The organism is Microbacterium sp. 22179 (genome assembly GCF_052045715.1).
Lineage (GTDB): Bacteria > Actinomycetota > Actinomycetes > Actinomycetales > Microbacteriaceae > Microbacterium > Microbacterium galbinum.
Genome location: NZ_JBQEPJ010000001.1, coordinates 842,616 through 865,156 on the forward strand (window position 1 = coordinate 842,616; position 22,541 = coordinate 865,156).

Genomic DNA, 22,541 nt, shown 5'->3' on the forward strand with positions numbered 1-22,541 from the left:
AGGGTGTCAGCGCTTCTCGTGCAGCGGGAGGTCGATCGTGCCGGTCTCCCCGGCGCTCCGTGCGACGGGGATACGTGTTCCCAGCACCTGCGCGACGACGTCCTGCGCGATCTTCGACGCGGTGAGACCGGCGTCCGCCAGGATCTGCTCCCGTGACGCGTGGTCGAGGAACTCGTCGGGCAGACCGAGCTCGTCGACCGCCGTATCGATTCCTGCCTCGCGCAGCACCTGACGCACGCGCGTGCCGATCCCGCCGACGCGGATGCCGTCCTCCATCGTGATGACGAGACGATGACGTGCCGCCAGAGCGACGATCGACGGCTGCACCGGGATCGCCCAGCGCGGATCGATCACCGTCGCTCCGATCCCCTGGGCGCGCAACCGCTCCGCCACGTCCATGGCCATCGCCGCGAACGGGCCGATCGCCACGATCAGCACGTCTTCGCTCTCGCCGCGCGCGAGCACGTCCACGCCGTCGTGGAGGCGGTCGAGCGCGGGCAGTTCGGCGGCGACCTCGCCCTTCGGGAAGCGGATGACCGTGGGCGCGTCGTCGACCAGGACGGCCTCCTCCAGCGCCTCCGTGAGCCGGACGCCGTCGCGCGGAGCCGCGATGCGGATGTGGGGCACGATCTGCAGCATCGCCAGATCCCACATGCCGTGATGGCTGGGTCCGTCGGGACCGGTCACCCCGGCACGGTCGAGCACGAACGTCACGCCTGCGCGGTGCAGCGCGACATCCATGAGCACCTGGTCGAACGCACGCCCCATGAAGGTCGCGTACACCGCGACCACGGGGTGGAGTCCCCCGTATGCGAGACCCGCCGCTGACGCGACGGCGTGCTGCTCGGCGATACCGACGTCGTACACGCGCTCGGGGAATCGCTCGGCGAACGGCGCCAGACCGGTGGGGCGGAGCATCGCGGCCGTGATCCCGATGACGTCCTCGCGGCGCGAGCCGATGTCGACGAGCGCATCGGAGAAGACATCCGTCCATCCGCGACCGCCCGACGAGAGTGTCTCGCCGGTCGCGGGGTCGATCTTGCCGACGGCGTGGAACTGGTCGGCGTCGTCGTCGCGCGCCGGCTGATAGCCGCGCCCCTTCTCGGTGATCGCATGAACGATCACCGGAGCGCCGTAGGACTTCGCGAGCTCGAGGGTCTCGAGGAGGGCGGGGAGGTCGTGCCCATCGACGGGCCCGAGGTACTTGATGTCGAGGTTCGAGTACAGGGCCTCGTTGTTCGTGAAGCGCGAGAGGAAGCCGTGCGTTCCGCCGCGGACGCCGCGGAACACGGCGCGGCCCACGGGACCGAAGGCGCGGAAGAGCCGATCGGACTTGTGGTGCAGGTCCTTGTACGCGGCGGCGGTACGCACGCGGTTGAGGAAGCGCGACATGCCGCCGATGGTCGGGGCGTAGGAGCGCCCGTTGTCGTTGACGACGATCACGAGGTTGCGGTCGTTGTCGTCGGAGATGTTGTTGAGCGCTTCCCAGGTCATTCCCCCCGTGAGCGACCCGTCACCGACGACCGCCACCACATGGCGGTCGGCGCGTCCGGTGGCCGTGAGGGCGCGGGAGACGCCGTCTGCCCAGCTCAGCGAACTGGACGCGTGCGAAGACTCCACGACGTCGTGCGGGCTCTCTCCGCGTTGCGGATAGCCGGCGAGACCGCCGCGCACGCGGAGACCCGAGAAGTCCTGGCGCCCGGTGAGCAGCTTGTGCACGTACGACTGGTGTCCGGTGTCGAAGATGAACGGATCGTCCGGCGAGGAGAACGTGCGGTGCAGCGCGATCGTCAGCTCGACGACGCCGAGATTCGGACCGAGATGCCCGCCCGTGCGGGAGACGTTCTCGACGAGGAAATCGCGGATCTCCTGCGCCAGATCGGCCAACTGCTCGGCGCTCAGACCGTCGAGGTCCCTGGGTCCTGAGATGCTCGGAAGAATGGGCATCGGCACCTCCTCACCTGCTGTGTCATCGGTCGCGGACTCGGTATACGGGGCCTCATCGATGGTACCGCCAACCCCGGGGAATCCCCCGGGAGGCGCACCCCCTGGCATGACGAAGGGGACCCGGCTACGATGCGCCGGGTCCCCTGTCGTTGTGCTCAGACGAGCGAACGCAGAACGTACTGCAGGATGCCGCCGTTGCGGTAGTAGTCCGCCTCACCGGGGGTGTCGATGCGCACGACCGCGTCGAACTCGACGGCCTGCTTGCCCTCGGGCGAGTGCTCGCTCGGCGTAGCCGTGACGCGCACCGTCTTGGGGGTCACACCGTTGTTGAGCTCTTCCAGGCCCTCGATCGAGACGATCTCGGTACCGTCGAGGCCCAGCGACTCCCAGCTCTCACCGGCAGGGAACTGCAGCGGGACGACGCCCATGCCGATCAGGTTCGAGCGGTGAATGCGCTCGAAGCTCTCGGTGATGACCGCCTTGACGCCCAGCAGGCTGGTGCCCTTCGCCGCCCAGTCGCGCGACGAGCCGGAACCGTACTCCTTGCCACCGAAGATGACGAGGGGGGTGCCCTGCTCCTGGTAGTTCATGCTGGCGTCGTAGATGTACGACTGCGGGCCACCCGGCTGCGTGAAGTCGCGGGTGAAGCCACCCTCGACCACGGCACCGTCGTTGACCGCCGACACCATGAGGTTCTTCAGGCGGATGTTCGCGAACGTACCGCGGATCATCACCTCGTGGTTGCCGCGGCGCGAGCCGAAGGAGTTGAAGTCCTTGCGGTCGACGCCGTGCTCGGTCAGGTACTGCGCGGCCGGCGTGCCCGGCTTGATGTTTCCGGCGGGCGAGATGTGGTCGGTGGTGACCGAGTCGCCGAGGGTCGCCATGACACGAGCACCCTGGATGTCCTTCACCGGGGTGAGCTCCATGGTCATGCCCTCGAAGTACGGCGCCTTGCGCACGTAGGTCGAGTCCTCGTCCCACTGGAAGATCGCGTCTTCGGGAGTGGGGAGGCTGCGCCAGCGCTCGTCACCGTCGAACACGGTCGCGTACTGCTTGATGAACTGCTCGCGCGAGATCGACGAGTCGACGATCTCCTGCACCTCGTCGGGCGACGGCCAGATGTCCTTGAGGAAGACGTCGTTGCCGTCACTGCCCTTGCCCAGGGAGTCGTTCTCGAAGTCGAAGTGCATCGAGCCGGCCAGCGCGTAGGCGATCACGAGCGGCGGGCTCGCGAGGTAGTTCATCTTCACGTCGGGGCTGATGCGACCTTCGAAGTTGCGGTTGCCCGAGAGCACCGCGGTGACGGCCAGGTCGTGCGAGTTGATGGCCTCGGAGACCTCCTCGATCAGCGGACCGGAGTTTCCGATGCAGATCGTGCAGCCGTAGCCGACGGTGTAGAAGCCGAGACCCTCGAGGTCCTTGTCGAGACCGGACTTCTCGTAGTAGTCGGTGACGACCTTCGAACCGGGGCCGAGCGTGGTCTTGACCCACGGCTTCTGCTTGAGCCCCTTCTCGAGCGCCTTGCGAGCGACGAGACCGGCGGCGATCATGACCGACGGGTTCGACGTGTTGGTGCACGAGGTGATGGCCGCGAGCGTGACGGCGCCGTTGTCGAGGATGTACTTCTCGCCGTCGGGGGTCGTCACCGGAACCGGCTTGGAGGCGTTCGCCGGTGCTCCGCTGTTGATGTGGACCGGACGCGTGGTCGGCTCCTCGTCGCCGGGGGCCTGACCGGGGTCGGACGCCGGGAACGAGTGCTTGGACTCGAGGTCGACGATCGAGTCGGAGGTCGACGGGGTCGCGTATCCGAGGATGTCCTGCTCGAACTGCGACTTGGCCTCCGACAGGAGGATGCGGTCCTGCGGGCGCTTCGGGCCGGCGATCGACGGGACGACGGTCGCGAGGTCGAGCTCGAGGTACTCGCTGAACACGGGCTCCTGCGAGGGGTCGTGCCACAGCTTCTGGGTCTTGGCGTACGCCTCGACGAGCGCGACGGCCTCTTCGCTGCGGCCCGTGAGGCGCAGGTAGTCGAGCGTGACGTCGTCGATCGGGAAGATCGCGGCGGTCGACCCGAACTCGGGGCTCATGTTGCCGATCGTGGCGCGGTTGGCGAGCGGCACGGAGGCCACGCCCTCGCCGTAGAACTCGACGAACTTGCCGACGACGCCGTGCTTGCGCAGCTGGTCGGTGATCGTGAGGACGACGTCGGTCGCCGTGACGCCGGCGGGGATCTCACCGCTGAGCTTGAAGCCGACGACGCGCGGGATGAGCATCGACACGGGCTGACCGAGCATCGCGGCCTCGGCCTCGATACCGCCGACGCCCCAGCCGAGCACGCCGAGACCGTTGACCATCGTGGTGTGCGAGTCGGTGCCGACGCACGTGTCGGGGTACGCGCGCAGCACGCCGCCCACCTCGCGGTCGTAGATGACCTTCGCCAGGTGCTCGATGTTCACCTGGTGCACGATGCCCGTTCCGGGCGGCACGACCTTGAAATCGCTGAAGGCCGTCTGGCCCCAGCGGAGGAACTGGTAGCGCTCGCCGTTGCGCTCGTACTCGATCTCGACGTTGCGCTCGAGGGCGTTCTCGGAACCGAACAGGTCGGCGATCACCGAGTGGTCGATGACCATCTCGGCCGGCGAGAGCGGGTTGATCTTGTTCGCGTCGCCGCCCAGGGCCGTGACGGCCTCGCGCATCGTGGCGAGGTCGACGATGCAGGGCACACCGGTGAAGTCCTGCATCACGACGCGCGCCGGCGTGAACTGGATCTCGGTGTTCGGCTCGGCCGCGGCATCCCACGATCCGAGCGCCTCGATCTGCGCCTTCGTGACGTTCGCGCCGTCCTCGGTGCGAAGGAGGTTCTCCAGCAGCACCTTGAGGCTGAAGGGGAGCTTGTCGAAACCGGGCACCGTGTCGATGCGGAAGATCTCGTAGTCGGTGCTGCCGACCGTCAGGGTGCTCTGGGCACCGAAGCTGTTCACCGTGGACACGATTCCGTCTCCTTCTGATCTGATGGAAGCGACAGGCGATTCCATCTTGCTCGCCTGGGAGGGGCCGGGGCTAGCAAGGCGGACCTAACCAGTCTGCGCCTTCGACCCTCCAGGCAGAAGCCCTGCAATTTATCTTGATGTCAAGATAAATCTATCACGCCTCGGACGTCGTCTCCGCCGCCTGCGCCTCGCGCTTCTCCGGCGGGTACAGCGCGCGCACGACGAGCCACGTCACGGCGACCATCGGGGCGAACAGCGGCAGCCCCATGATCAGCTTGAGCGTGCCGAGCGCGGTCACCTCGCCCGCGAGGTACAGCGGCAGCTGCACGGCGAGGCGCGCGAAGAAGAGGGCCGACCAGGCCACGCCGAGCCAGAGGAACGCGCGACGCTTGCGACGATCCTGACGCCACGCCATCCCCTCCCCCATGAGGAAGCCCGCGGCGATGCCGATGAGCGACCAGCCGATGAGTGCGGTGACGAGCAGAACCGTGCCGTACGCGGCATTCGTGATCAGCCCGGGCACGAAGTTGTCCTGCCCGCGGCCGGTGATCAGCGCCAGCGCGGCGGCCGCACCCGCGGCCACCAGCCCGCCGATCGCCGCGGACGGCGGCGACTTCTGCACGAGACGGACGATCGTGAACACGGCGGCGAGCCCGACCGACACCCCGAGGGCGAGGATGAGCGGCTCGGGGCGGATCGTGAACAGAACGACGAACGCCAGACTGGGCAGGACGGACTCGAGGATCCCGCGCCATCCGCCGATCGCCGACCAGACGACCGTGTGCGTGTTCGCGCCCTCGGCGGGGTCGACACCGGCGCGACGCGCCGCTCCGCTGAGCGCCGCGCCGAGGATCTCCGAGGCCGACTGCTCGCGGTCGCCCTGCGGGGTCGCCCCGCTCACGCCGATCCCGGCGTGGCCGGCATCTTCAGCGGAATGAGGTCGCGAGGCGGCATGGGCGAACCGCCGCGCACGACGACGATCGAACGGAAGAGATCCTCGACCTTCGCGGCGGCGTCGGGGTCGGATGCCGCGGCACCGCCGATCACGCCGCGCAGGAACCACCGCGGACCGTCGATTCCGATGAAGCGCGCGAGGCGGAGCCCGCTGCCCTCGTTCGCGGCGGCAGGCACCTCCGCCAGCAGCTCCTTGCCGAGAGAGCCTTCGCGCTCTTCGACGCGGCCGCCCTGGGCCTTGACCTGGTCGCGGAGCTGGACCCGGGTCTCGTCCCACAGTCCGCCGGAGCGAGGCGCCGCGAAGGGCTGCACCTGCAGCGAGGAATCCGCGTAGTCGAGACCGACGGCGACGATGCGCTTGGACTGCTCCTCGACCTCGAGGCGGAGGTTGAGGCCCTCACGCGGCAGGATCTTGATGCCGCCGAGGTCGATGTAGGGCCGGACCGGATTCGCCTCGGAGTCGTCGAACGGGCCGTCGACGGCACGGTTCAGCGGTGCGGACTCCTGCGGAGTGGGGGTGTTGTCAGTCATTGCTCTTCCCTGCCTGATATCCGGTGGATCCGAATCCGCCCTCGCCGCGAACGCTCTCGGGCAGTTCGTCGACCGGGTGGAACACGGCACGCGTCACCGGCATGATGATCAGCTGCGCGATACGATCGCCGACCGCCACATCGTACGCGCTCCGGGTGTCGGTGTTGATCAGACTCACCTTGATCTCACCCCGGTAGCCCGCGTCGACGGTTCCCGGCGAGTTCACGATCGAGATGCCGTGCTTCGCCGCGAGTCCGCTGCGCGGCACGACGAAGGCGGCGTAGCCGTCCGGCAGCGCGATGCGCACACCGGTGGCCACCAGCGCGCGCTCGCCCGGCTGGAGGTGCACGGCCTCCGCAGCCGTCAGGTCCGCGCCGGCATCGCCGGGATGCGCATAGACCGGCGGCTGAGCGGCGATAATGGGGACATCAACGGAATCGGTCACCCCATGAGGCTAATGCAGAACCCCACCACCGACGCACGATCGCGCTACCGCGAGCGGCTCTCGCCGAGCCTGTGGCTCCTGGTCACGGTCGCGCTCGCCGGGCCCATGGTGGCACTCATCTTCGTCCCGGTCGGCGCGACGGTCGCGCTCGTCGCCGGAGCCGTCGTCTCGGCGCTCCTCGTGGCGCTCTTCATCCTCATCACCCCGGTCGTCTCGGTCGAGGACGGGGTGCTCCGCGCCGGCCGTGCACACATCGACGTCGCCCATCTGGGCGCTCCGCTCGCGCTCACGGGCACCGATGCGAAGGAGGCCCGAGGAACGGGACTGCCCGCTCGCGGATGGCACCTGATCCGCGGCGGCATCGACGGCATCGTGGTCGTCCCGAACGACGATCCCGCCGACCCGGTGACCGCCTGGACGATCTCGACCCGCACTCCCGACCGCCTCGCCGCGGCCATCCGCACCGCGCAGCGCTGAGCGCGTCGCCCGCGATCGAATACCACGCACAGACGACAACGCGCCCCTGACCGCGAGGGTCGGGGCGCGTGATTCGTCGCGCTGAGCCGTCAGGCCGCGCATTCCTTGCAAATCGGGCCCGCGGCCTCTTCGTGGTCGAGCTGCGAGCGGTGCTTCACGAGGAAACAGCTCATGCACGTGAACTCGTCCTGCTGCGCGGGCAGCACGACGACGTCCAGCTCGAGGTCGGAGAGGTCGGCTCCGGGGAGGTCGAAGCTGGACGGGTTGTCCGCGTCCTCGTCTCCGGTCGATCCGGAGAGCTTGTCGGGAACGCGCTCCTTCAGGGCTTCGATCGACTCGGAGTCGTCTTCGCTCTTACGGGGGGCGTCGTAGTCGGTTGCCATGCGGTTAGATCTCCACATTCATGGTGCGAGTGGTGGTGCGCCGTCGGGTATTCGGCGGCCATAGTTTGCATGACCGAGAGGCATTTCGCAAATGCCGGTGCGATCGACAGACCAAACTCGCGGCGCGCCCACGGTATTCCCGCCTGGACCGGGCCACGCGTGACACCATGAACGCACACCCATCAGAGGGGCATTCGCATGGAAAACGTCACCATCGTCGGCACCGAGGCAGGAGTCCTCGTGCTCGCGACCGAGTCTGGCGAGCGGTTCGCGCTGGCCATCGACGACGTGCTGCAGCGCGAGCTGCGCAGGGCGACCCGGCAGGCCGAACCGGCCGCCCAGAAGCTCGCCGCCAGCCCGCGCGACATCCAGGCGCAGATCCGCGCCGGGCTCACCGCATCCGAGGTGTCCGCGCTACTCGGAATCAGCGTCGACGACGTCGTGCGCTTCGAGGCGCCGGTGCTCGCCGAGCGCGAGCACGTCATCGGACAGGCGCTCGCCGTCCCCGTGCTGATCGGCAGCGAAGTCGAACCCGACGCGCAGCCCACGTTCGGCACGGCCATCCGCGCCAAGCTCTCCGACGTCGCGGCGACCGCCGAGCGTTGGGCGAGCTGGAAAGAGGAGTCCGGCTGGATCATCAAGCTGGAGTTCACGGCGAACGAGGTCGATCACGACGCGCGGTGGAGCTTCGATCCCCGCCGCAGCGCTCTGTCGCCCCTGAACGCCGACGCCACCCAGCTCTCCCGCCAGGGGTCCCTCCCCGACGGGCTCATCCCGCGTCTGCGCGCCGTGGAGTCCGACCGCACCTCCTCGCCCTACAAGGACGACAGCCGGTTCGACTCCGGAGCGTTCGGCCCGCGTCTCGTGCCGGCCCCCGAGGTCTCCGCCGAGGAGCCGTCCGCTCCCGAACGATCGAATGCGGCGGCGCAGGCCGCGGCGATCAACCGCGCACCCGAGACGCAGAACACCAATCCCGAGACGGCCGATCTGCTGGAGGCGCTCCGTCGTCGCCGCGGACAGCGCGAGGCTTCGCCGGCTATCGACGACGCGCCGACTGCCGAGCAGAGCCCGCCGGCCGGAACCACCGACGACGAGCCGGATCGCAACCTGATCGCGCTCTTCGAGGACGCCTTCGAGCCGGAGCAGTCCGACGAGCCCCGCACGGATGCTCCCCCGGCCCCGCGCGACTCCACCGAGTCGAACGATTCCTCCTCGCGGAAGCGGCGCCGGAACGCGATGCCCTCCTGGGACGAGATCGTCTTCGGGGCGCGCACCGACGAGTGATGCTCACGGCGTTCAGTGCGCGAATGCACCGAGCCCGATCAGCGGAACCTGACGCTCCTCGGGAGTGAGTCCGCCGTGCTGTCCCACCATGCCGCGACCGCGTTGATCGGCGGCAGTGCCGTCGTAGATCGCCCCGTTCCCCCGCGGGACGGCGAGCAGGTCGCCGATGCGCGCCGCCGCGGCATCCGCGACCCGCGGTCCGAACAGGCCTGCGGCGATCGCCTCATCCCGTGAGGCGACGTCGGCGAGGCCCGTGAGGTCGGAGCGCCACCGGGCGATGACCTCCTCGGGGTCGGCTGCGGGGTCGAGATAGGCGTGGATCATGCGCGGCTCTCCCCCGACGTGCCGGATACCCGTCAGATGAGCCTCGTCGAGAACGATCTGCCGCCGTTCGGGAACATCGATCATGCCGTGATCCGACGTAACCAGCACTCCCACGCCGGACGGCACGCGCGCGGAGAGTGCGGCATCGACGTCCTCGAGCGCGGCCAGCCACTCCGCGGAGGCCATCCCGTGCTTGTGCCCCGCCTTGTCCACCTCGGGCAAGTAGCAGTAGACCAGGGAACCGGGGTTCTGTTCGGCGAGGGCGTAGGCGAGACGCACGCGATCGGCCGCACGCGCCTCCGCAGCGAAGGCGGCCCCGCGCATCGTCGCTCGGGTGAATCCGCTCTGCGCATAGGCGGCGAGTCCGACCGCGAACGCCCCGTGCCCGGTCGCTGCCGCACGCTCGAAGATCGTCGGAGCCATCTGCCAGGTCGCGGGGTCCAACCCCTCGCTCTCCCATCCCGTGAGCTGATTGACGAGCAGGTCGCGATCCGGGTCGACGACGCGGTAGCCCATCAGACCGTGCTCGCCCGGCCAGACACCGGTGAGAATGCTCGTCAATGCGGAGGCGGTCGTCGAGGGGAACACCGATGTCGCGACGTCGCGCTTGGTCATCTGCGCCGTCAGGTTGCGCGCATGACCGGCGTGCGCGCGCAGCCCGATGGCACCGAGTCCGTCGATCACGACGAGCACGACCGACGCCGCTCGGGGAAGACGCCCGGCATCGCCGCTCAGCGCGGAGAACACGTCGTCCGCCACCCCGACGATGCTCCGGGCTGACGCGGACTCGGACGGTAGCATGAGGGACACCCGAGCCAGTCTGACACAGGCTCCCGCACGCCCTCAGGAACCCCATGCCGAAAACGCCGCCGCCCGAGCCCGTCGAGGAGCGCATCCAGGACATCGATCTCTCCAGCGAGATGCAGGGGTCCTTCCTCGAGTACGCGTACTCCGTGATCTACTCGCGCGCCCTCCCCGACGCTCGCGACGGCCTCAAGCCGGTGCAGCGCCGAATCCTGTACCAGATGGCCGAGATGGGGCTGCGCCCCGACCGCGGACACGTCAAGAGCGCCCGCGTCGTCGGCGAGGTGATGGGAAAGCTGCACCCGCACGGTGACTCGGCGATCTACGACGCACTGGTGCGCCTCGCCCAGGACTTCGCCCTCCGCGTGCCGCTCGTCGACGGGCACGGCAACTTCGGCTCCCTGGACGACGGTCCCGCGGCCGCCCGCTACACGGAGGCGCGCCTCGCCGCTTCCGCACTCGCCCTCACCGAGAACCTCGATGAAGACGTCGTCGACTTCATCCCCAACTACGACGGCCAGTTCCAGCAGCCGGCCGTGCTGCCCGCCGCGTTCCCCAACCTCCTGGTCAACGGCGCGAGCGGTATCGCCGTGGGTATGGCGACCAACATGGCGCCGCACAACCTGATCGAGGTCGTGGCCGCCGCGACGCACCTGCTCGAGAACCCGGACGCCACGACCGAAGAGCTCATGGAGTACGTGCCGGGACCGGACTTCCCGTCCGGCGGAGTCCTCATGGGCCTCGACGGTGTGAAGGACGCCTACACGACCGGTCGCGGCGCGCTCAAGGTGCGCGGGAAGGTCTCGATCGAGCCTCTGGGCCCGCGTCGCACCGGCATCATCGTCTCGGAGCTGCCCTACATGGTCGGCCCCGAGCGGCTGATCGAGAAGATCCGTGATGCCGTCCAGGCCAAGAAGCTCCAGGGCATCAGCGACGTCACCGACCTCACCGACCGCAACCACGGCCTGCGCGTCGCGATCGGCATCAAGACCGGGTTCGATCCGAACGCCGTGCTCGAGCAGCTCTATCGCCTCACCCCGCTCGAGGACTCGTTCAACATCAACAACGTCGCCCTCGTCGACGGCCAGCCCCGCACGCTCGGCCTCAAGGAGATGCTCAGCGTCTACGTGGCCCACCGGCTCGAGGTCATCACCCGCCGCAGCCGCTACCGTCTGGCGCGGCGCGAAGAGCGCCTGCACCTCGTCGAGGGCCTCCTGATCGCGATCCTCGACATCGACGAGGTCATCCAGGTCATCCGATCGTCCGACGACTCCGAGCAGGCCCGCACCAAGCTGCGCGACGTGTTCGATCTGAGCGAGCTCCAGGCCGAGTACATCCTCGAGCTTCGACTGCGTCGACTCACCAAGTTCTCGCGGATCGAACTCGAAGCCGAGCGCGATGCGCTCCTCGCCGACATCGCGGCGCTCCGCGAGCTCCTCGGCAGCGACGCGCTGCTGCGTCGGGCGGTCGCCACCGAACTCGACGCGGCCGCAGACGCCTACGGCACCCCCCGCCGTACGCTGCTCATGAACGCCGCACCGCCGAAGCCCCGCGCGACGAAGGGCGCCGTCGACCTGCAGATCGCGGATGCGCCGACCGTCCTCGTGCTGTCGACGACCGGACGCGCGGTGCGGGTCGACCTCGTCGACGGCCAGGAGCTCACTGTTCCCGCGCGCCGCAGCAAGCACGATGCGATCCTCGCGACGGTCGAGACGACGGTGCGGGCGGAGATCGGCGCACTGACGAGTGCCGGGCGCGTGGTGCGCTTCTCCCCCGTCGACCTGCCCTCGGTGCCGTCCAGCTCGGTGCAGCTCGCCGCCGGCACTCCGCTGCGCGACTACCTCGGGATCACCACCCGCGGGGAACGCATCCTCGGATTCGTCCGCTTCGACAGCGAGACCCCGATCGCGCTGGGGACGGCGCAGGGAACGGTCAAGCGCATCGTCCCGACCTCGATTCCGGTGCGTCCGGACGTCGAGGTCATCGGGATGAAGGCCGGGGACTCCGTCGTGGGTGCCGCGGACGCACCCGACGACTCCGAGGTGGTGTTCATCACCACCGACGCCCAACTGCTGCGGTTCTCGGCCTCGGCCGTGCGCCCGCAGGGCGCCCCCGCAGGCGGCATGGCCGGCGTGAAGCTCGGGGCGGGAGCATCCGTGCTCTTCTTCGGCGTCGTCGGCCCGGGATCGGATGCCGTCGTGGCGACGGTCTCGGGCTCCGACAGCATCCTTCCCGGCACCGATGCGGGGCGCGCGAAGGTGTCGTCGTTCGAGGAGTACCCGGCGAAGGGTCGCGCCACGGGCGGCGTGCGCGCGCACGCCTTCCTGAAGGGTGAGGACCGGCTCACGGTGGCCTGGGTCGGGGCCAGCCCCGCGCAGGCCGTCGACCCCACCGGCGCCGTGCGGAAGCTGCCCGAGTCCGGAGCTCGACGCGACGCCTCGGGTCAGCCGACGGACGGTGTCATCGGCAGTATCGGACGCACGCTGGTCTGATCTCCACCGCGCTCATCGCATCGCGGCGACGAAGCGGTCCTCGGCGAGGATACCCAGGAGTGCGGCGGAGGTCTCGTCCGGCGCATCCCAGGTGACGACGTGTCCGGCGCCGGGAATGACGTACTCGGCGATCCCCTCGACATCCGCCCATCGCGGCATGGCTGCGGCGATGTTGCCCGTCCGGTCCTCGGCCCCGCGAATCAGTCCGAGGGGCACCGGCGAGCGATAGGCCGGCTCGGGCGCGACCAGGGATACCGTCGCGCGCCAGACATCGAGGAAGACCGGCTTCGGCATCCGGGCGAATGTCTCCTCGGTGCGCGCGATCGCGGACGCCGACACGGCCGAGGCACGCGCCATCATCCCCGGCAATCGACGAGACGGCACCAGAGCGAGCATCGGAGCGGCGAGACGAAGAGCGAGGCGTTCGACCCTCGACAGCGGTCCCGCGTTCCAACTTGCATCCATCACGACCACTCCGCTGACCCGGTCGGGCTGGGCGGCCGTGTACGCCTGGGCGAGGTTGCCGCCGAGCGAATGGCCGACGATGACGGCTCGGTCGATCCGGCGCTCCGCCAGCAGAGCCGCGATGTCGCCGAGAGCCGCGTCCGCCGAGAACCGCGCCCCCTCGTCGAGAGAGGACTCCCCATGCCCGCGGAGGTCCGCACGCAGCACGCGCAGGCCGGCAGCCGTGAGAGCCTCCGCCTGCGCGTCGAACATGGTGTGGTCCATCCCGGCACCGTGCACGAGCAGCACCGGGTGCCCGTCTCCCCCGCCATCGGCGAAAGCGATCACGGCTCCGGGCCGGTCGAGACGTCGGTCGAGAGTGCTCATGCTCCGACCCTATGACGATCTCGGCGCCGATCGCCTCGCGCGACAGACGGTCGGAGGAATCGATGATGAACTCGCGACGTGGAGCGACGCGACGCCTCGGGTCAGCCGACGGACGGTGTCATCGGCAGTATCGGACGCACGCTGGCCCGATCTCCACCGCGCTCACCGCATCGCGGCGCGGCCTCTCGGGTAGCCTCGGAGGGTGGGAAAGAAGATCGGACTCATTCTTGCGGGCAGCGTTCTCATCGGAGTCTTCCTCGCCTGGATGCTCGCCAAGGGAACGGACGAGGCTCAGGCGTGGATCGATCCGAATCCGTGGCTCGGCTTCGTTGTCTGGGGCCTCGCGTTGCTCTGCCTCCTCGGTGGTGCCGCATTGATCGCTCGCGTCGTGTTCCGCGCGGACGCAGGTCGAACGGACGAGGTCGGCCCCTCTCGATGAGCCTTGCTCGCGGAAACGCGACCTAGGCGTCGATCGCCTCGCGCGACAGACGGTCGGAGGAATCGATGATGAACTCGCGACGCGGAGCGACCTCGTTGCCCATCAACAGTTCGAAGACACGACCGGCGGCTTCGGCATCCTCCATGCGCACGCGTCGGAGCAGACGCCCCGAGCGGTCCATCGTGGTGTTCGCCAACTGCTCGGCATCCATCTCACCGAGACCCTTGTACCGCTGGATCGGCTCCTGCCAGCGCTTGCCGGCCTTGCGGAGCTTGGCCAGCAACGCGTGCATCTCCTGCTCGCTGTACGTGTAGATCGTCTCGTTCGGCTTGGAGCCCGGATTCATGACCACGACACGGTGCAGCGGCGGCACTGCGGCGAACACACGCCCGTGCTCGATGAGCGGCCGCATGTAGCGGAAGAAGAGGGTGAGCAGCAGGGTGCGGATGTGGGCGCCGTCGACGTCGGCATCGCTCATCAGGATCACCTTGCCGTACCTCGCGGCGTCGATGTCGAAGCTGCGCCCCGAGCCGGCACCGATCACCTGGATGATCGATGCGCACTCCGCGTTCGACAGCATGTCGCCGATCGACGCCTTCTGCACGTTGAGGATCTTGCCGCGGATGGGGAGCAGCGCCTGGAACTCGCTGTTGCGCGCGTTCTTCGCCGTCCCCAGGGCCGAGTCGCCCTCGACGATGAAGAGCTCACTGCGCTCGACCTCGTTGGTACGGCAATCGACGAGCTTGGTGGGCAGCGTCGAGGACTCGAGAGCGTTCTTCCGACGCTGCGTCTCCTTGTGGGCGCGCGCCGAGACTCGGGCCTTCATCTCGGCGACGATCTTGTCGAGCAGCTGCGTCGCCTGACTCTTGTCGTCGCGCTTCGTCGAGCTGAAACGCGCCGCGAGATCCTTGCGGATCACCTGGGCCACGATCTGGCGCACGGCGGGCGTGCCGAGCACCTCCTTGGTCTGCCCCTCGAACTGCGGTTCGGGCACGTTGACCGTGAGCACGGCGGTGAGCCCGGCGAGCACGTCGTCCTTCTCGAGCTTGTCGTTACCGACCTTGAGCCGACGGGCGTTCTGCTCCACCTGTGCGCGCAGCACCTTCAGCAGCTCCTGATCGAAGCCCTGCTGGTGCGTGCCGCCCTTGGGCGTCGCGATGATGTTGACGAACGACCGGGTCGTGGTCTCGTAACCCGTCCCCCACCGCATCGCGATGTCGACCTTGCACACGCGCTCGACCTCGGTCGCCACCATGTGGCCGTCGGCCTGCAGCACGGGAACCGTCTCCTTGAAGGTCCCCTCGCCCTGCACGCGCCAGGTGTCGGTGATGGGCGGGTCGCTGGCGAGGTAGTCGACGAACTCCGAGATGCCGCCCTCGTAGTGGTATCTCGTCTCGACGTTCTCCTCCGCGCGCTCGTCGCGCACGACGATCTCGAGCCCCGGCACGAGGAACGCGGTCTGCCGAGCGCGCGTCTCGAGGTCGCCGAGCTGGAAGGCGGCGTCCTTCGTGAAGATCTGACGGTCGGCCCAATAGCGGATACGCGTGCCCGTGACGCCTCGCGGAGCCTTGCCGACGACCCGCAGCTCGCTCTTCTGCTCGAACGGAGTGAAGGCCGCATCCGGTCGCTTGCCGTCGCGGTCGTCGAAGAGGCCCGGCTCGCCGCGATGGAACGACATCGCGTAGGTCTTGCCGCCGCGATCGACTTCGACGTCGAGACGCTCGGAGAGCGCGTTCACGACGGAGGCTCCCACACCGTGCAGACCGCCGGAGGCCGCGTACGACCCTCCGCCGAACTTGCCACCGGCGTGCAGCTTGGTGAAGACGACCTCGACACCGGTCAGACCGGTGCGCGGCTCGACATCGACCGGGATGCCGCGGCCGTTGTCGTGCACCTCTACGCTGCCGTCCGGGTGCAGGATGACATCGATCTTCGCGCCGTTGCCGGCGACGGCTTCGTCGACGGCGTTGTCGATGATCTCCCAGAGGCAGTGCATGAGCCCGGGCGATCCGTTCGAGCCGATGTACATACCGGGACGCTTGCGGACAGCCTCGAGGCCTTCGAGCACCTGGAGATGATGGGCGGAATACTCGGCGGTCACAATCTCCGATTCTATGTTCGAATACCCCGCACGGCCCGCCGACACTCCCCGGACCGGCCCACCGCGTGCCGCGCGCGTACGCGGTGAGCGAAACACGCCGTGATCCGGGCATGCTCCCACCCACTCCGTGGTTGTATTGAGCACGCTCCCCAGCGAACCCGAATCGAGGAGGCACCGAGATGAACGCAACGACCGAACGTGAGACCTCCGTGGTCGAGTTCCGCCTGACCGCAGCAGACCGCTGCGACTCGTGCGGCGCGCAGGCCTACATCGCAGCCGAGGTCAACGGCTCCGAGCTCCTGTTCTGCGCCCACCACGGACGCAAGTACGAAGAGAAGCTCCGCGCCATCGCGACGAGCTGGCACGATGAGACCGCGCGTCTCGTCGAGGCCGTCTGACCCTGACTCCACGAAGGCCCTCCCGCGGTGACGCGTCGAGGGCCTTCTGCATACCCTCCCGCGGTTCCGCGTCTCGGCGTCAGACGACGACGCGGCGCACGCGCGAGGTCAGCCGGGTGAGGATCTCCTCGCCCACGGTGTCGATCCGCTCGGCGAGAGTCGTCGCGGACGACTCCCCCCACTCGCCCGCTCCGAAGACGCGCACGACGTCGCCCACCGCAGCGCCCGGCCACCCGGCGACGACGCTCCGGGTGTGATCGATGCTGCGCAGCTCCCGCGCACCCTGCGGTGTGCCGACGGCGACCCCCGCGAGCGTCGAGGGGATGCCGTCGAAGCTCCCGATCGCGACGACCGCATCGCCGTCGACGACGTCGACCACCGAGGCGGTCAGCGTTGCGACCGGACGGATGCCGTCGAGCTCGGGGCCGTCGGCCGAGCGGACGCCATAGCAGAACGCGCCGATGCGCGAGAGCGTGCCGCGCAGTTCGGGCCGCCACCACGAGGCCGCAGACGCCGTCAGATGGAGGAAGGCCGGAGCGGCACCGGTGTCGCCCACCTGCCGCACGGCCTCGAGGAAGACCGCCTGAGCCTCGTCGTCCTCGGCATCGCTCGCTTCGGCGATGTGGCTCCAGATGCCGACGAGTTCCAGCACGCCTGCCGCCTCGGCCGCCCGCGCGGTGGCGACGGCATCCGCCCAGTCCTCCGGCAGGATGCCGTTGCGGTGCAGCCCGCTGTCGATCTTGAGGTGCACGCGCGCACGCACCTCGATCGCCGTCGCCCGGGCGATCACCCGGTCGAGGTAGTCCGCCGTGCCGATGCCCAGATCGACATCGTGCAGCAGCGCCTCGTCGATCTCCGCGTCGGTGGACGTGACCCAGGCGAAGATGCGCGCGCCGCCGCCTGCGACCCGCCGCACATCGATGGCGCTGCGCACGTCGAAGCTCCCGATCCAGGTCACGCCGGACTCGATCGCCGTCTCGACCGCCCAGGGCAGCCCATGGCCGTACGCGTCGTCCTTCACGACGATCATGAGCTCGGACGGCGCGATGCGCCGCTGCACCGCCGCGATGTTGGCGCGCAGAACGTTTCCGTCGAGCCGCAGTTCGGGACGCGTCACGCCTCCCACCCCCGATCCGCGTGGATGCCGGCGACGGTGATCAGTTCGGGCATCGTGAGCCCGGTGACCTCCGCCCATCGCGCCAGTCCGGGGGCAGCGGGACCCGTGCCGCCGAAGTAGGTCGCCTCGGTTCCGACCGCGGCATCCGCCCCGCCGAGGTCGACCACGCAGACATCCATCGCGACACGCCCGACGATAGGTCGTTCGCGTCCGTCGATCTCGACGGACGCGCGGTTGCCGAGCGCCCGCATGATCCCCTGGGCGTAGCCGCCCGTGATCAGCGCCACCGTGGTGTCGCTCTCGGCCCGGAACGTGTAGCCGTACGACACCGCATCGCCTGCCCGCAGGCGCTTGGTCGAGAGCACGAGACCGTGCAGGCGCATCACCGCGCGCACCGGCATCACGCCATCGCGATCGGGAAGGCCGTAAAGCAGTGTCGAGTCGATATCGGCCTCGCCGTCGAGCGTCGCCGCGATTCCCTCGAGAGCGAGCGCCTCGAGCACGCCCGGCGAATCGACGAGCACGCGCTCGGCTCCGACCGCCGTCACCGCGTGCGCGACCGCGAGCACGCCATGCCCCCAGGCATCGCGTCGCAGGTCGGCGACGTGCCCGCCCGCGTGGAGCGCGGCGGCAGCGCCGGAGGCCAGAGCGGAGCGGGAGATCATCGCCCGCGGCCGGGCACTCGAAGTCGTCTCACGCACGGTTTCCAGCCTATCGGTGTCTCCCAGGAGACGATCGGTGCCCACCGTAGACTGGGGAGAACCCCCTCTCACCTTCGGAGTCACATGTCACGTCTTTCCCTCGCGCCCCGCATCCGCTACCTGATCGGACGCGCACGACGCATCGACGTCGGATCGGTCGTCGAACGCGCGAAAGAGGCGTCGGAGCAGCACCACAAGGCCGTGCCCGCGATCGTCGTCGACATGCTCTGGTCGGCGGCACGGCACAACGTCGGGTTCCAGGACTACATCGACTACGACTTCGCGATGCTGACCCGCGCGGAGCGCGAGACGTACATGACCCACCCCGTCTCCAACCAGCTCTCGCAGCGCTACGACCACCCGGACTTCCGGTGGATCTTCCAGGACAAGGTCGAGTTCGACAAGCACTTCTCCGCCCACCTGCACCGGGAGTGGCTGGTGGTCGAGGAGGGCAATGCCGACGCCGTGCGTGAGCTCACGCAGCGTCTCGGCACGATCGTCACCAAGGAGCCGGTCGGCCAGGCCGGCACCGGTGTGCACCGCTACCACGCGGCCGACATCGAGGACTGGGACGAGTTCCACCGCGGACTCCTCAACAGGGGCGAACTCCTCATCGAAGAGGTCATCCGTCAGCACGACGCCCTCGCCGCGGTCTGCCCCGGCACCGTCAACACCACGCGGATCACGGCGTTCTTCGACGGCGAGAAGGCGCACATCCTCGCGATGGCGCAGAAGTTCGGCCGCGGGGCGGTCAGCGACCAGATGACCTTCGGCGGCTTCTACACGATGCTCGACGAGAACGGCCACGCCGTGGGCGCCGGCTACGACTCGCACGGCCATGTGCACGAGACGCACCCCGACTCGGGCTTCCGGATCGCCGACTTCCAGCTCCCCTACATGGACGAGGTGCGCGCCTTCATCGATCAGGTCGCGCGCGTCGTCCCGCAGGTGCAGTACGTGGGCTGGGACATCGTCGTCTCCCCCGACGGCCCCGTGCTCGTCGAGGGCAACTGGGGTGCCGGCGTGTACGAGAACAAGCCGAGCGTCACCGGCATCCGCACCGGACACAAGCCGCGCTACCGCGAGGTCATCGGCTTCTGAGACACCGACGGGAAAGGGCCCCGGATGCCGAAGCATCCGGGGCCCTTTCCCGTGTCGTTCTCGCGACCGATCAGATCTCGCGGACGATGCCCAACGGCGTGGACTCCAGGCCCTGGCCGAGCGGATTGTCGCCGAGGATCTTGACGAGCCGACGTTCGCCGTCCTTGTCGAGGGTCGATCCGAGGATGTTCCCGCCGATGTCGTTGATGTCGACGACGGCGACCTCCGCCGTGCCGCCCAGCAGCGTCTTGAGGCGCGCAGCGACCTCTCGCGGGTTCTTCGGCCCGAGCACGACCGCCTGGTTGTAGGGCGGGATCGTGTGCTTGGTGGGGCCGTCGATCGCGCGCGCCTTGTCGCCGGCGATGCGATAGAAGTCGCCGCGTCGGCCGAACGCCTTCGTCACTGCGGACACCGCGGCGGCGAAGAGGATGCGCGGGGTTCCGCACTCGCGCAGTGCCATCTCCATCGTCTCCGGCATGCCGAGCCCGATCCCGTAGGGGGTGCGGGTGACGTACTTCGACAGGAAGAGTGCGAGCTTGCGCGGCTGGATCTCGTCGAGACGGTACGAGCGCCCCTGCGTGATCGCCACGATCTTCTCGGTGACGAAGAGCAGATCACCCGGCTGCACGGCGGACGCCGCGTACTCCGTGATGACCTGGTCGATGTCGTCGTCCGGCATCACGACGCGCGTGCGCAGCGGAATGCGCGCGAACGTCTTCCCGTCGACGCTGGTCTCGAGCGCCTTGCCCTCGTTCGCCTGCATCACTCGAGGTAGTCCCGCAGCGACTGCGAGCGGCTCGGGTGGCGCAGCTTCGCCATCGTCTTGGACTCGATCTGACGGATGCGCTCACGCGTCACGCCGAAGGTGTCGCCGATCTGGTCGAGCGTCTTGGGCTGACCGTCGCCGAGGCCGAAGCGCATGCGGATGACACCCGCTTCACGCTCGGACAGCGAGTCGAGCAGCTGCTCCAGCTGGCGCTGCAGCATCGTGAAGCCCACCGCGTCGGCGGGGACCACGGCCTCGGTGTCCTCGATGAGGTCACCGAACTCGCTGTCACCGTCTTCACCCAGCGGAGTGTGCAGCGAGATGGGCTCGCGCCCGTACTTCTGCACCTCGACGACCTTCTCGGGCGTCATGTCGAGCTCGCGGCTGAGCTCTTCGGGGGTGGGTTCGCGTCCGAGATCCTGCAGCATCTGGCGCTGGACGCGGGCGAGCTTGTTGATGACCTCGACCATGTGCACCGGGATGCGGATGGTGCGGGCCTGGTCGGCCATGGCACGGGTGATCGCCTGACGGATCCACCAGGTGGCGTACGTCGAGAACTTGAAACCTTTGGTGTAGTCGAACTTCTCGACCGCGCGGATGAGACCCAGGTTGCCCTCCTGGATGAGATCCAGGAACTGCATGCCGCGGCCGGTGTAGCGCTTGGCGAGCGAGACGACGAGACGGAGGTTGGCGCCGAGCAGGTGGCTCTTCGCGCGCTGACCGTCACGGGCGACCCACTGCAGGTCGAGTCCGAGCTGGCTCGTCTTCTCGGCAGCGGTCATCGCCGACAGCTTCTCTTCGGCGAAGAGACCCGCCTCGATGCGCATCGCGAGCTCGACCTCTTCGGCCGCGTTCAGCAGCGCGACCTTTCCGATCTGCTTGAGGTAATCCTTGACGGGGTCGGCCGTCGCGCCGGTGATCTGCGTCGAGTAGACCGGGACGTCCTCGTCGTCGTTCGACGAGATGACGATCGCGCCGGTCGGCAGCGGCTCGGTGAACTTCGGCTTGCTGTCGTCGTCGTCCTCGTCGTCGCCCGAGGCATCGTCGTTCGCGGCGGTGGGGGCCTCGTCTTCTTCGACGACGTCGTCCGCCTTCTTCTTCTTGACCGGAGCGCGCTTCGCGGCCGCGCGCTTGGCGGCGGTCTTCGGAGCAGCCTTCTCTTCGACCTCGGCCTTCACATCGAGGTCGGCGTCGTCGGCAGTCTTCTTCGTCCGGGATTTGTTGGTCGTGGCAGGAGTCACGTTTCGCCTTTCACGGAGCGGCAGAGCCCCTCCGGGACATTTCGGACACTAGTAAGACCCTTGTCAAGTCCGCTCCCCGGAAGGAACGATTGACAACGGGTCAGACACCCAGTATCGCACACGCAGAAGGATGCGGGTGCATTCGCGCCGAGATCGTCGCGTCGAACGTCACCCGCGCCCCGACTTGTCGTCGTCTCCCGACGGCCGAGAGGCGAGGTAGCGCTCGAGTTCGGCGGCGAGCTCGTCGGCGCTGGGGAGGTCGCGCTCGTTGAAGCCGCCCTCGTCGTAGCTGCCGTCCTCGGGGTTGCGGCCGGCCATGTAGGCGTCGTAGCGACGCTCGAGGTTGTGCACCATCTGCTGCAGTTCCTCGTTGCCGATCACCTGCTCGTCGATCTTGGCGAGGTAGTCCTCGCGGCGTTCCTGGATCTCGTCGAGCATGAGCACGAGCCCGGTCGACGCCATGAGCTTCTCGGCCGCCGCGATCACGGCGTTCGGGTTCTCGGTCTCGGCGAGGTAGTGCGGCACGAGCAGCACGAACCCGACGGCGCGATCGCCGCGCTCCGCGAAACGGAATTCCAGGAGGTGGCCGGCCGTCGCCGGCACCTGGGTGCGCGGGCGCCACACCGAGTGCACGACGCTGAGGTCGCGACGGTTGCCGCTGACGGTGGTGCCGATCGGGCGCGTGTGCGGGACAGGCATCGCGATCGAGTGCACCCAGTTCAGTCCGGAGACCTCGAACTCGGTGGCGAGATCGAGCACCGTGCGGGCGAAGGCGTTCCACGCGAAGTCGGGCTCGTACCCGGCGAGCAGCAGGAACGGCTGCCCGAGGGCGTCGGTCGCGAGGGAGAGCTCGAGCTTGGCGGGGCGGAACTGCGTCAGGTGATCCTGATCGAACGAGATCACCGGACGGCGGGCGCGGTAGTCGAGCAGCACGTCGTTGTCGAACACCACGACGGGCTGCGGGTCGGCGGTCTCGCGGAGGTGCTCGATGAGTCCGGAGACGGCGTTGCCCGCATCGGTGAAGCCGGTCAGCAGCATGACCAGCGGAAGTCCGGGCGGCACCGCCGGAGCGTTCGCGACTCGTTCGTGGATCTCACCGGAGAAGGGCATTCCTCCATGCTACGAGCACGGCGGCGCGCAGGGGCTGGCGGGGTCTTGCTGAGAGCGAACACACACCCGTCCGTCCGCGCCCGCGCCGCCTGCAGCTTGCCTAGG

At 68.7% G+C, this 22,541-nt stretch carries 20 protein-coding genes; 6 read left to right on the forward strand and 14 right to left on the reverse strand.

The features are described from left to right. Positions 1-6: 6 nt before the first annotated feature. From dxs to dut, 5 genes are all read right to left on the reverse strand, one after another. On the reverse strand, positions 7-1,947 hold the full coding sequence (gene dxs / locus ACTJKK_RS04135) for a 1-deoxy-D-xylulose-5-phosphate synthase (RefSeq protein WP_247622377.1): 1,941 nt from the start codon (positions 1,945-1,947) through the stop codon (positions 7-9). A gap of 155 nt (positions 1,948-2,102) precedes the next feature. Continuing rightward, positions 2,103-4,937 (reverse strand): aconitate hydratase, encoded by a 2,835-nt coding sequence (locus ACTJKK_RS04140; protein ID WP_282185355.1) that lies wholly within the window; start codon positions 4,935-4,937, stop codon positions 2,103-2,105. 154 nt (positions 4,938-5,091) lie between these two features. Further along, on the reverse strand, positions 5,092-5,838 hold the full coding sequence (locus ACTJKK_RS04145) for a DUF3159 domain-containing protein (protein ID WP_440747094.1): 747 nt from the start codon (positions 5,836-5,838) through the stop codon (positions 5,092-5,094). Further along, positions 5,835-6,422: a DUF3710 domain-containing protein gene (locus ACTJKK_RS04150; protein ID WP_247622374.1), complete on the reverse strand. Its 588-nt coding sequence runs from the start codon at positions 6,420-6,422 to the stop codon at positions 5,835-5,837. Before ACTJKK_RS04150 ends, ACTJKK_RS04145 begins: the two co-directional genes overlap by 4 nt. Then, a complete protein-coding gene (gene dut / locus ACTJKK_RS04155) occupies positions 6,415-6,867 on the reverse strand; it encodes a dUTP diphosphatase (protein ID WP_440747095.1) in 453 nt (150 codons plus the stop codon). Before dut ends, ACTJKK_RS04150 begins: the two co-directional genes overlap by 8 nt. A gap of 12 nt (positions 6,868-6,879) precedes the next feature. Here dut and ACTJKK_RS04160 point away from each other — a divergent pair, with 12 nt between their 5' ends. Further along, a complete protein-coding gene (locus ACTJKK_RS04160; RefSeq protein WP_440747096.1) occupies positions 6,880-7,344 on the forward strand; it encodes a DUF3093 domain-containing protein in 465 nt (154 codons plus the stop codon). An 89-nt stretch (positions 7,345-7,433) separates the two neighbouring features. Here ACTJKK_RS04160 and ACTJKK_RS04165 read toward each other — a convergent pair whose 3' ends face one another. Continuing rightward, a complete protein-coding gene (locus ACTJKK_RS04165; protein ID WP_247622371.1) occupies positions 7,434-7,727 on the reverse strand; it encodes a DUF4193 domain-containing protein in 294 nt (97 codons plus the stop codon). A gap of 198 nt (positions 7,728-7,925) precedes the next feature. Between ACTJKK_RS04165 and sepH the strand changes: the two genes are divergently transcribed. Then, positions 7,926-9,011: a septation protein SepH gene (gene sepH, locus ACTJKK_RS04170; RefSeq protein ID WP_440747097.1), complete on the forward strand. Its 1,086-nt coding sequence runs from the start codon at positions 7,926-7,928 to the stop codon at positions 9,009-9,011. Between the two features lie 12 nt (positions 9,012-9,023). Here sepH and ACTJKK_RS04175 read toward each other — a convergent pair whose 3' ends face one another. Beyond that, positions 9,024-10,094, reverse strand: a complete 1,071-nt coding sequence (locus tag ACTJKK_RS04175; RefSeq protein WP_440747098.1) for an alkaline phosphatase family protein — start codon at positions 10,092-10,094, stop codon at positions 9,024-9,026. Positions 10,095-10,189: 95 nt separating this feature from the next. On the opposite strand from ACTJKK_RS04175, the gene ACTJKK_RS04180 reads away from it, so the two are divergent. Beyond that, complete coding sequence (locus ACTJKK_RS04180; RefSeq protein WP_440747099.1) at positions 10,190-12,631, forward strand: DNA gyrase/topoisomerase IV subunit A; 2,442 nt, start codon at positions 10,190-10,192, stop codon at positions 12,629-12,631. Positions 12,632-12,643: 12 nt separating this feature from the next. On the opposite strand, the gene ACTJKK_RS04185 is transcribed toward ACTJKK_RS04180, so the two are convergent. Then, entirely contained in the window at positions 12,644-13,462 is an 819-nt protein-coding gene (locus ACTJKK_RS04185; protein WP_440747100.1) for an alpha/beta fold hydrolase, read from the reverse strand. A 202-nt stretch (positions 13,463-13,664) separates the two neighbouring features. On the opposite strand from ACTJKK_RS04185, the gene ACTJKK_RS04190 reads away from it, so the two are divergent. Continuing rightward, positions 13,665-13,901, forward strand: a complete 237-nt coding sequence (locus tag ACTJKK_RS04190) for a hypothetical protein (RefSeq protein ID WP_440747101.1) — start codon at positions 13,665-13,667, stop codon at positions 13,899-13,901. Positions 13,902-13,923: 22 nt separating this feature from the next. Here ACTJKK_RS04190 and ACTJKK_RS04195 read toward each other — a convergent pair whose 3' ends face one another. Continuing rightward, complete coding sequence (locus ACTJKK_RS04195; protein ID WP_440747102.1) at positions 13,924-16,002, reverse strand: DNA gyrase/topoisomerase IV subunit B; 2,079 nt, start codon at positions 16,000-16,002, stop codon at positions 13,924-13,926. Between the two features lie 179 nt (positions 16,003-16,181). On the opposite strand from ACTJKK_RS04195, the gene ACTJKK_RS04200 reads away from it, so the two are divergent. Next, complete coding sequence (locus tag ACTJKK_RS04200) at positions 16,182-16,400, forward strand: DUF7455 domain-containing protein (protein ID WP_247622365.1); 219 nt, start codon at positions 16,182-16,184, stop codon at positions 16,398-16,400. Between the two features lie 79 nt (positions 16,401-16,479). Here the strand turns inward: ACTJKK_RS04200 and ACTJKK_RS04205 are convergent, their stop codons facing one another. Further along, positions 16,480-17,517: an alanine racemase gene (locus ACTJKK_RS04205; protein ID WP_440747103.1), complete on the reverse strand. Its 1,038-nt coding sequence runs from the start codon at positions 17,515-17,517 to the stop codon at positions 16,480-16,482. Continuing rightward, positions 17,514-18,218, reverse strand: coding sequence for an alanine racemase C-terminal domain-containing protein (locus ACTJKK_RS04210; RefSeq protein WP_247622363.1), 705 nt, complete (start codon positions 18,216-18,218; stop codon positions 17,514-17,516). The genes ACTJKK_RS04205 and ACTJKK_RS04210 overlap by 4 nt, the downstream gene beginning before the upstream one ends. Before the next feature lie 84 nt (positions 18,219-18,302). Between ACTJKK_RS04210 and ACTJKK_RS04215 the strand changes: the two genes are divergently transcribed. Next, positions 18,303-19,319 (forward strand): sugar-transfer associated ATP-grasp domain-containing protein, encoded by a 1,017-nt coding sequence (locus ACTJKK_RS04215; protein ID WP_247622362.1) that lies wholly within the window; start codon positions 18,303-18,305, stop codon positions 19,317-19,319. Between the two features lie 70 nt (positions 19,320-19,389). Here ACTJKK_RS04215 and ACTJKK_RS04220 read toward each other — a convergent pair whose 3' ends face one another. The 3 genes from ACTJKK_RS04220 to ACTJKK_RS04230 all read right to left on the reverse strand — a co-directional run bounded on the left by ACTJKK_RS04220 (position 19,390) and on the right by ACTJKK_RS04230 (position 22,436). Beyond that, positions 19,390-20,082, reverse strand: coding sequence for a coenzyme F420-0:L-glutamate ligase (locus ACTJKK_RS04220; RefSeq protein ID WP_247622361.1), 693 nt, complete (start codon positions 20,080-20,082; stop codon positions 19,390-19,392). Next, entirely contained in the window at positions 20,082-21,326 is a 1,245-nt protein-coding gene (locus tag ACTJKK_RS04225; protein WP_404596332.1) for an RNA polymerase sigma factor, read from the reverse strand. Before ACTJKK_RS04225 ends, ACTJKK_RS04220 begins: the two co-directional genes overlap by 1 nt. Positions 21,327-21,494: 168 nt before the next feature. Next, positions 21,495-22,436: a proteasome assembly chaperone family protein gene (locus ACTJKK_RS04230; RefSeq protein WP_247622359.1), complete on the reverse strand. Its 942-nt coding sequence runs from the start codon at positions 22,434-22,436 to the stop codon at positions 21,495-21,497. Positions 22,437-22,541 lie beyond the last annotated feature (105 nt).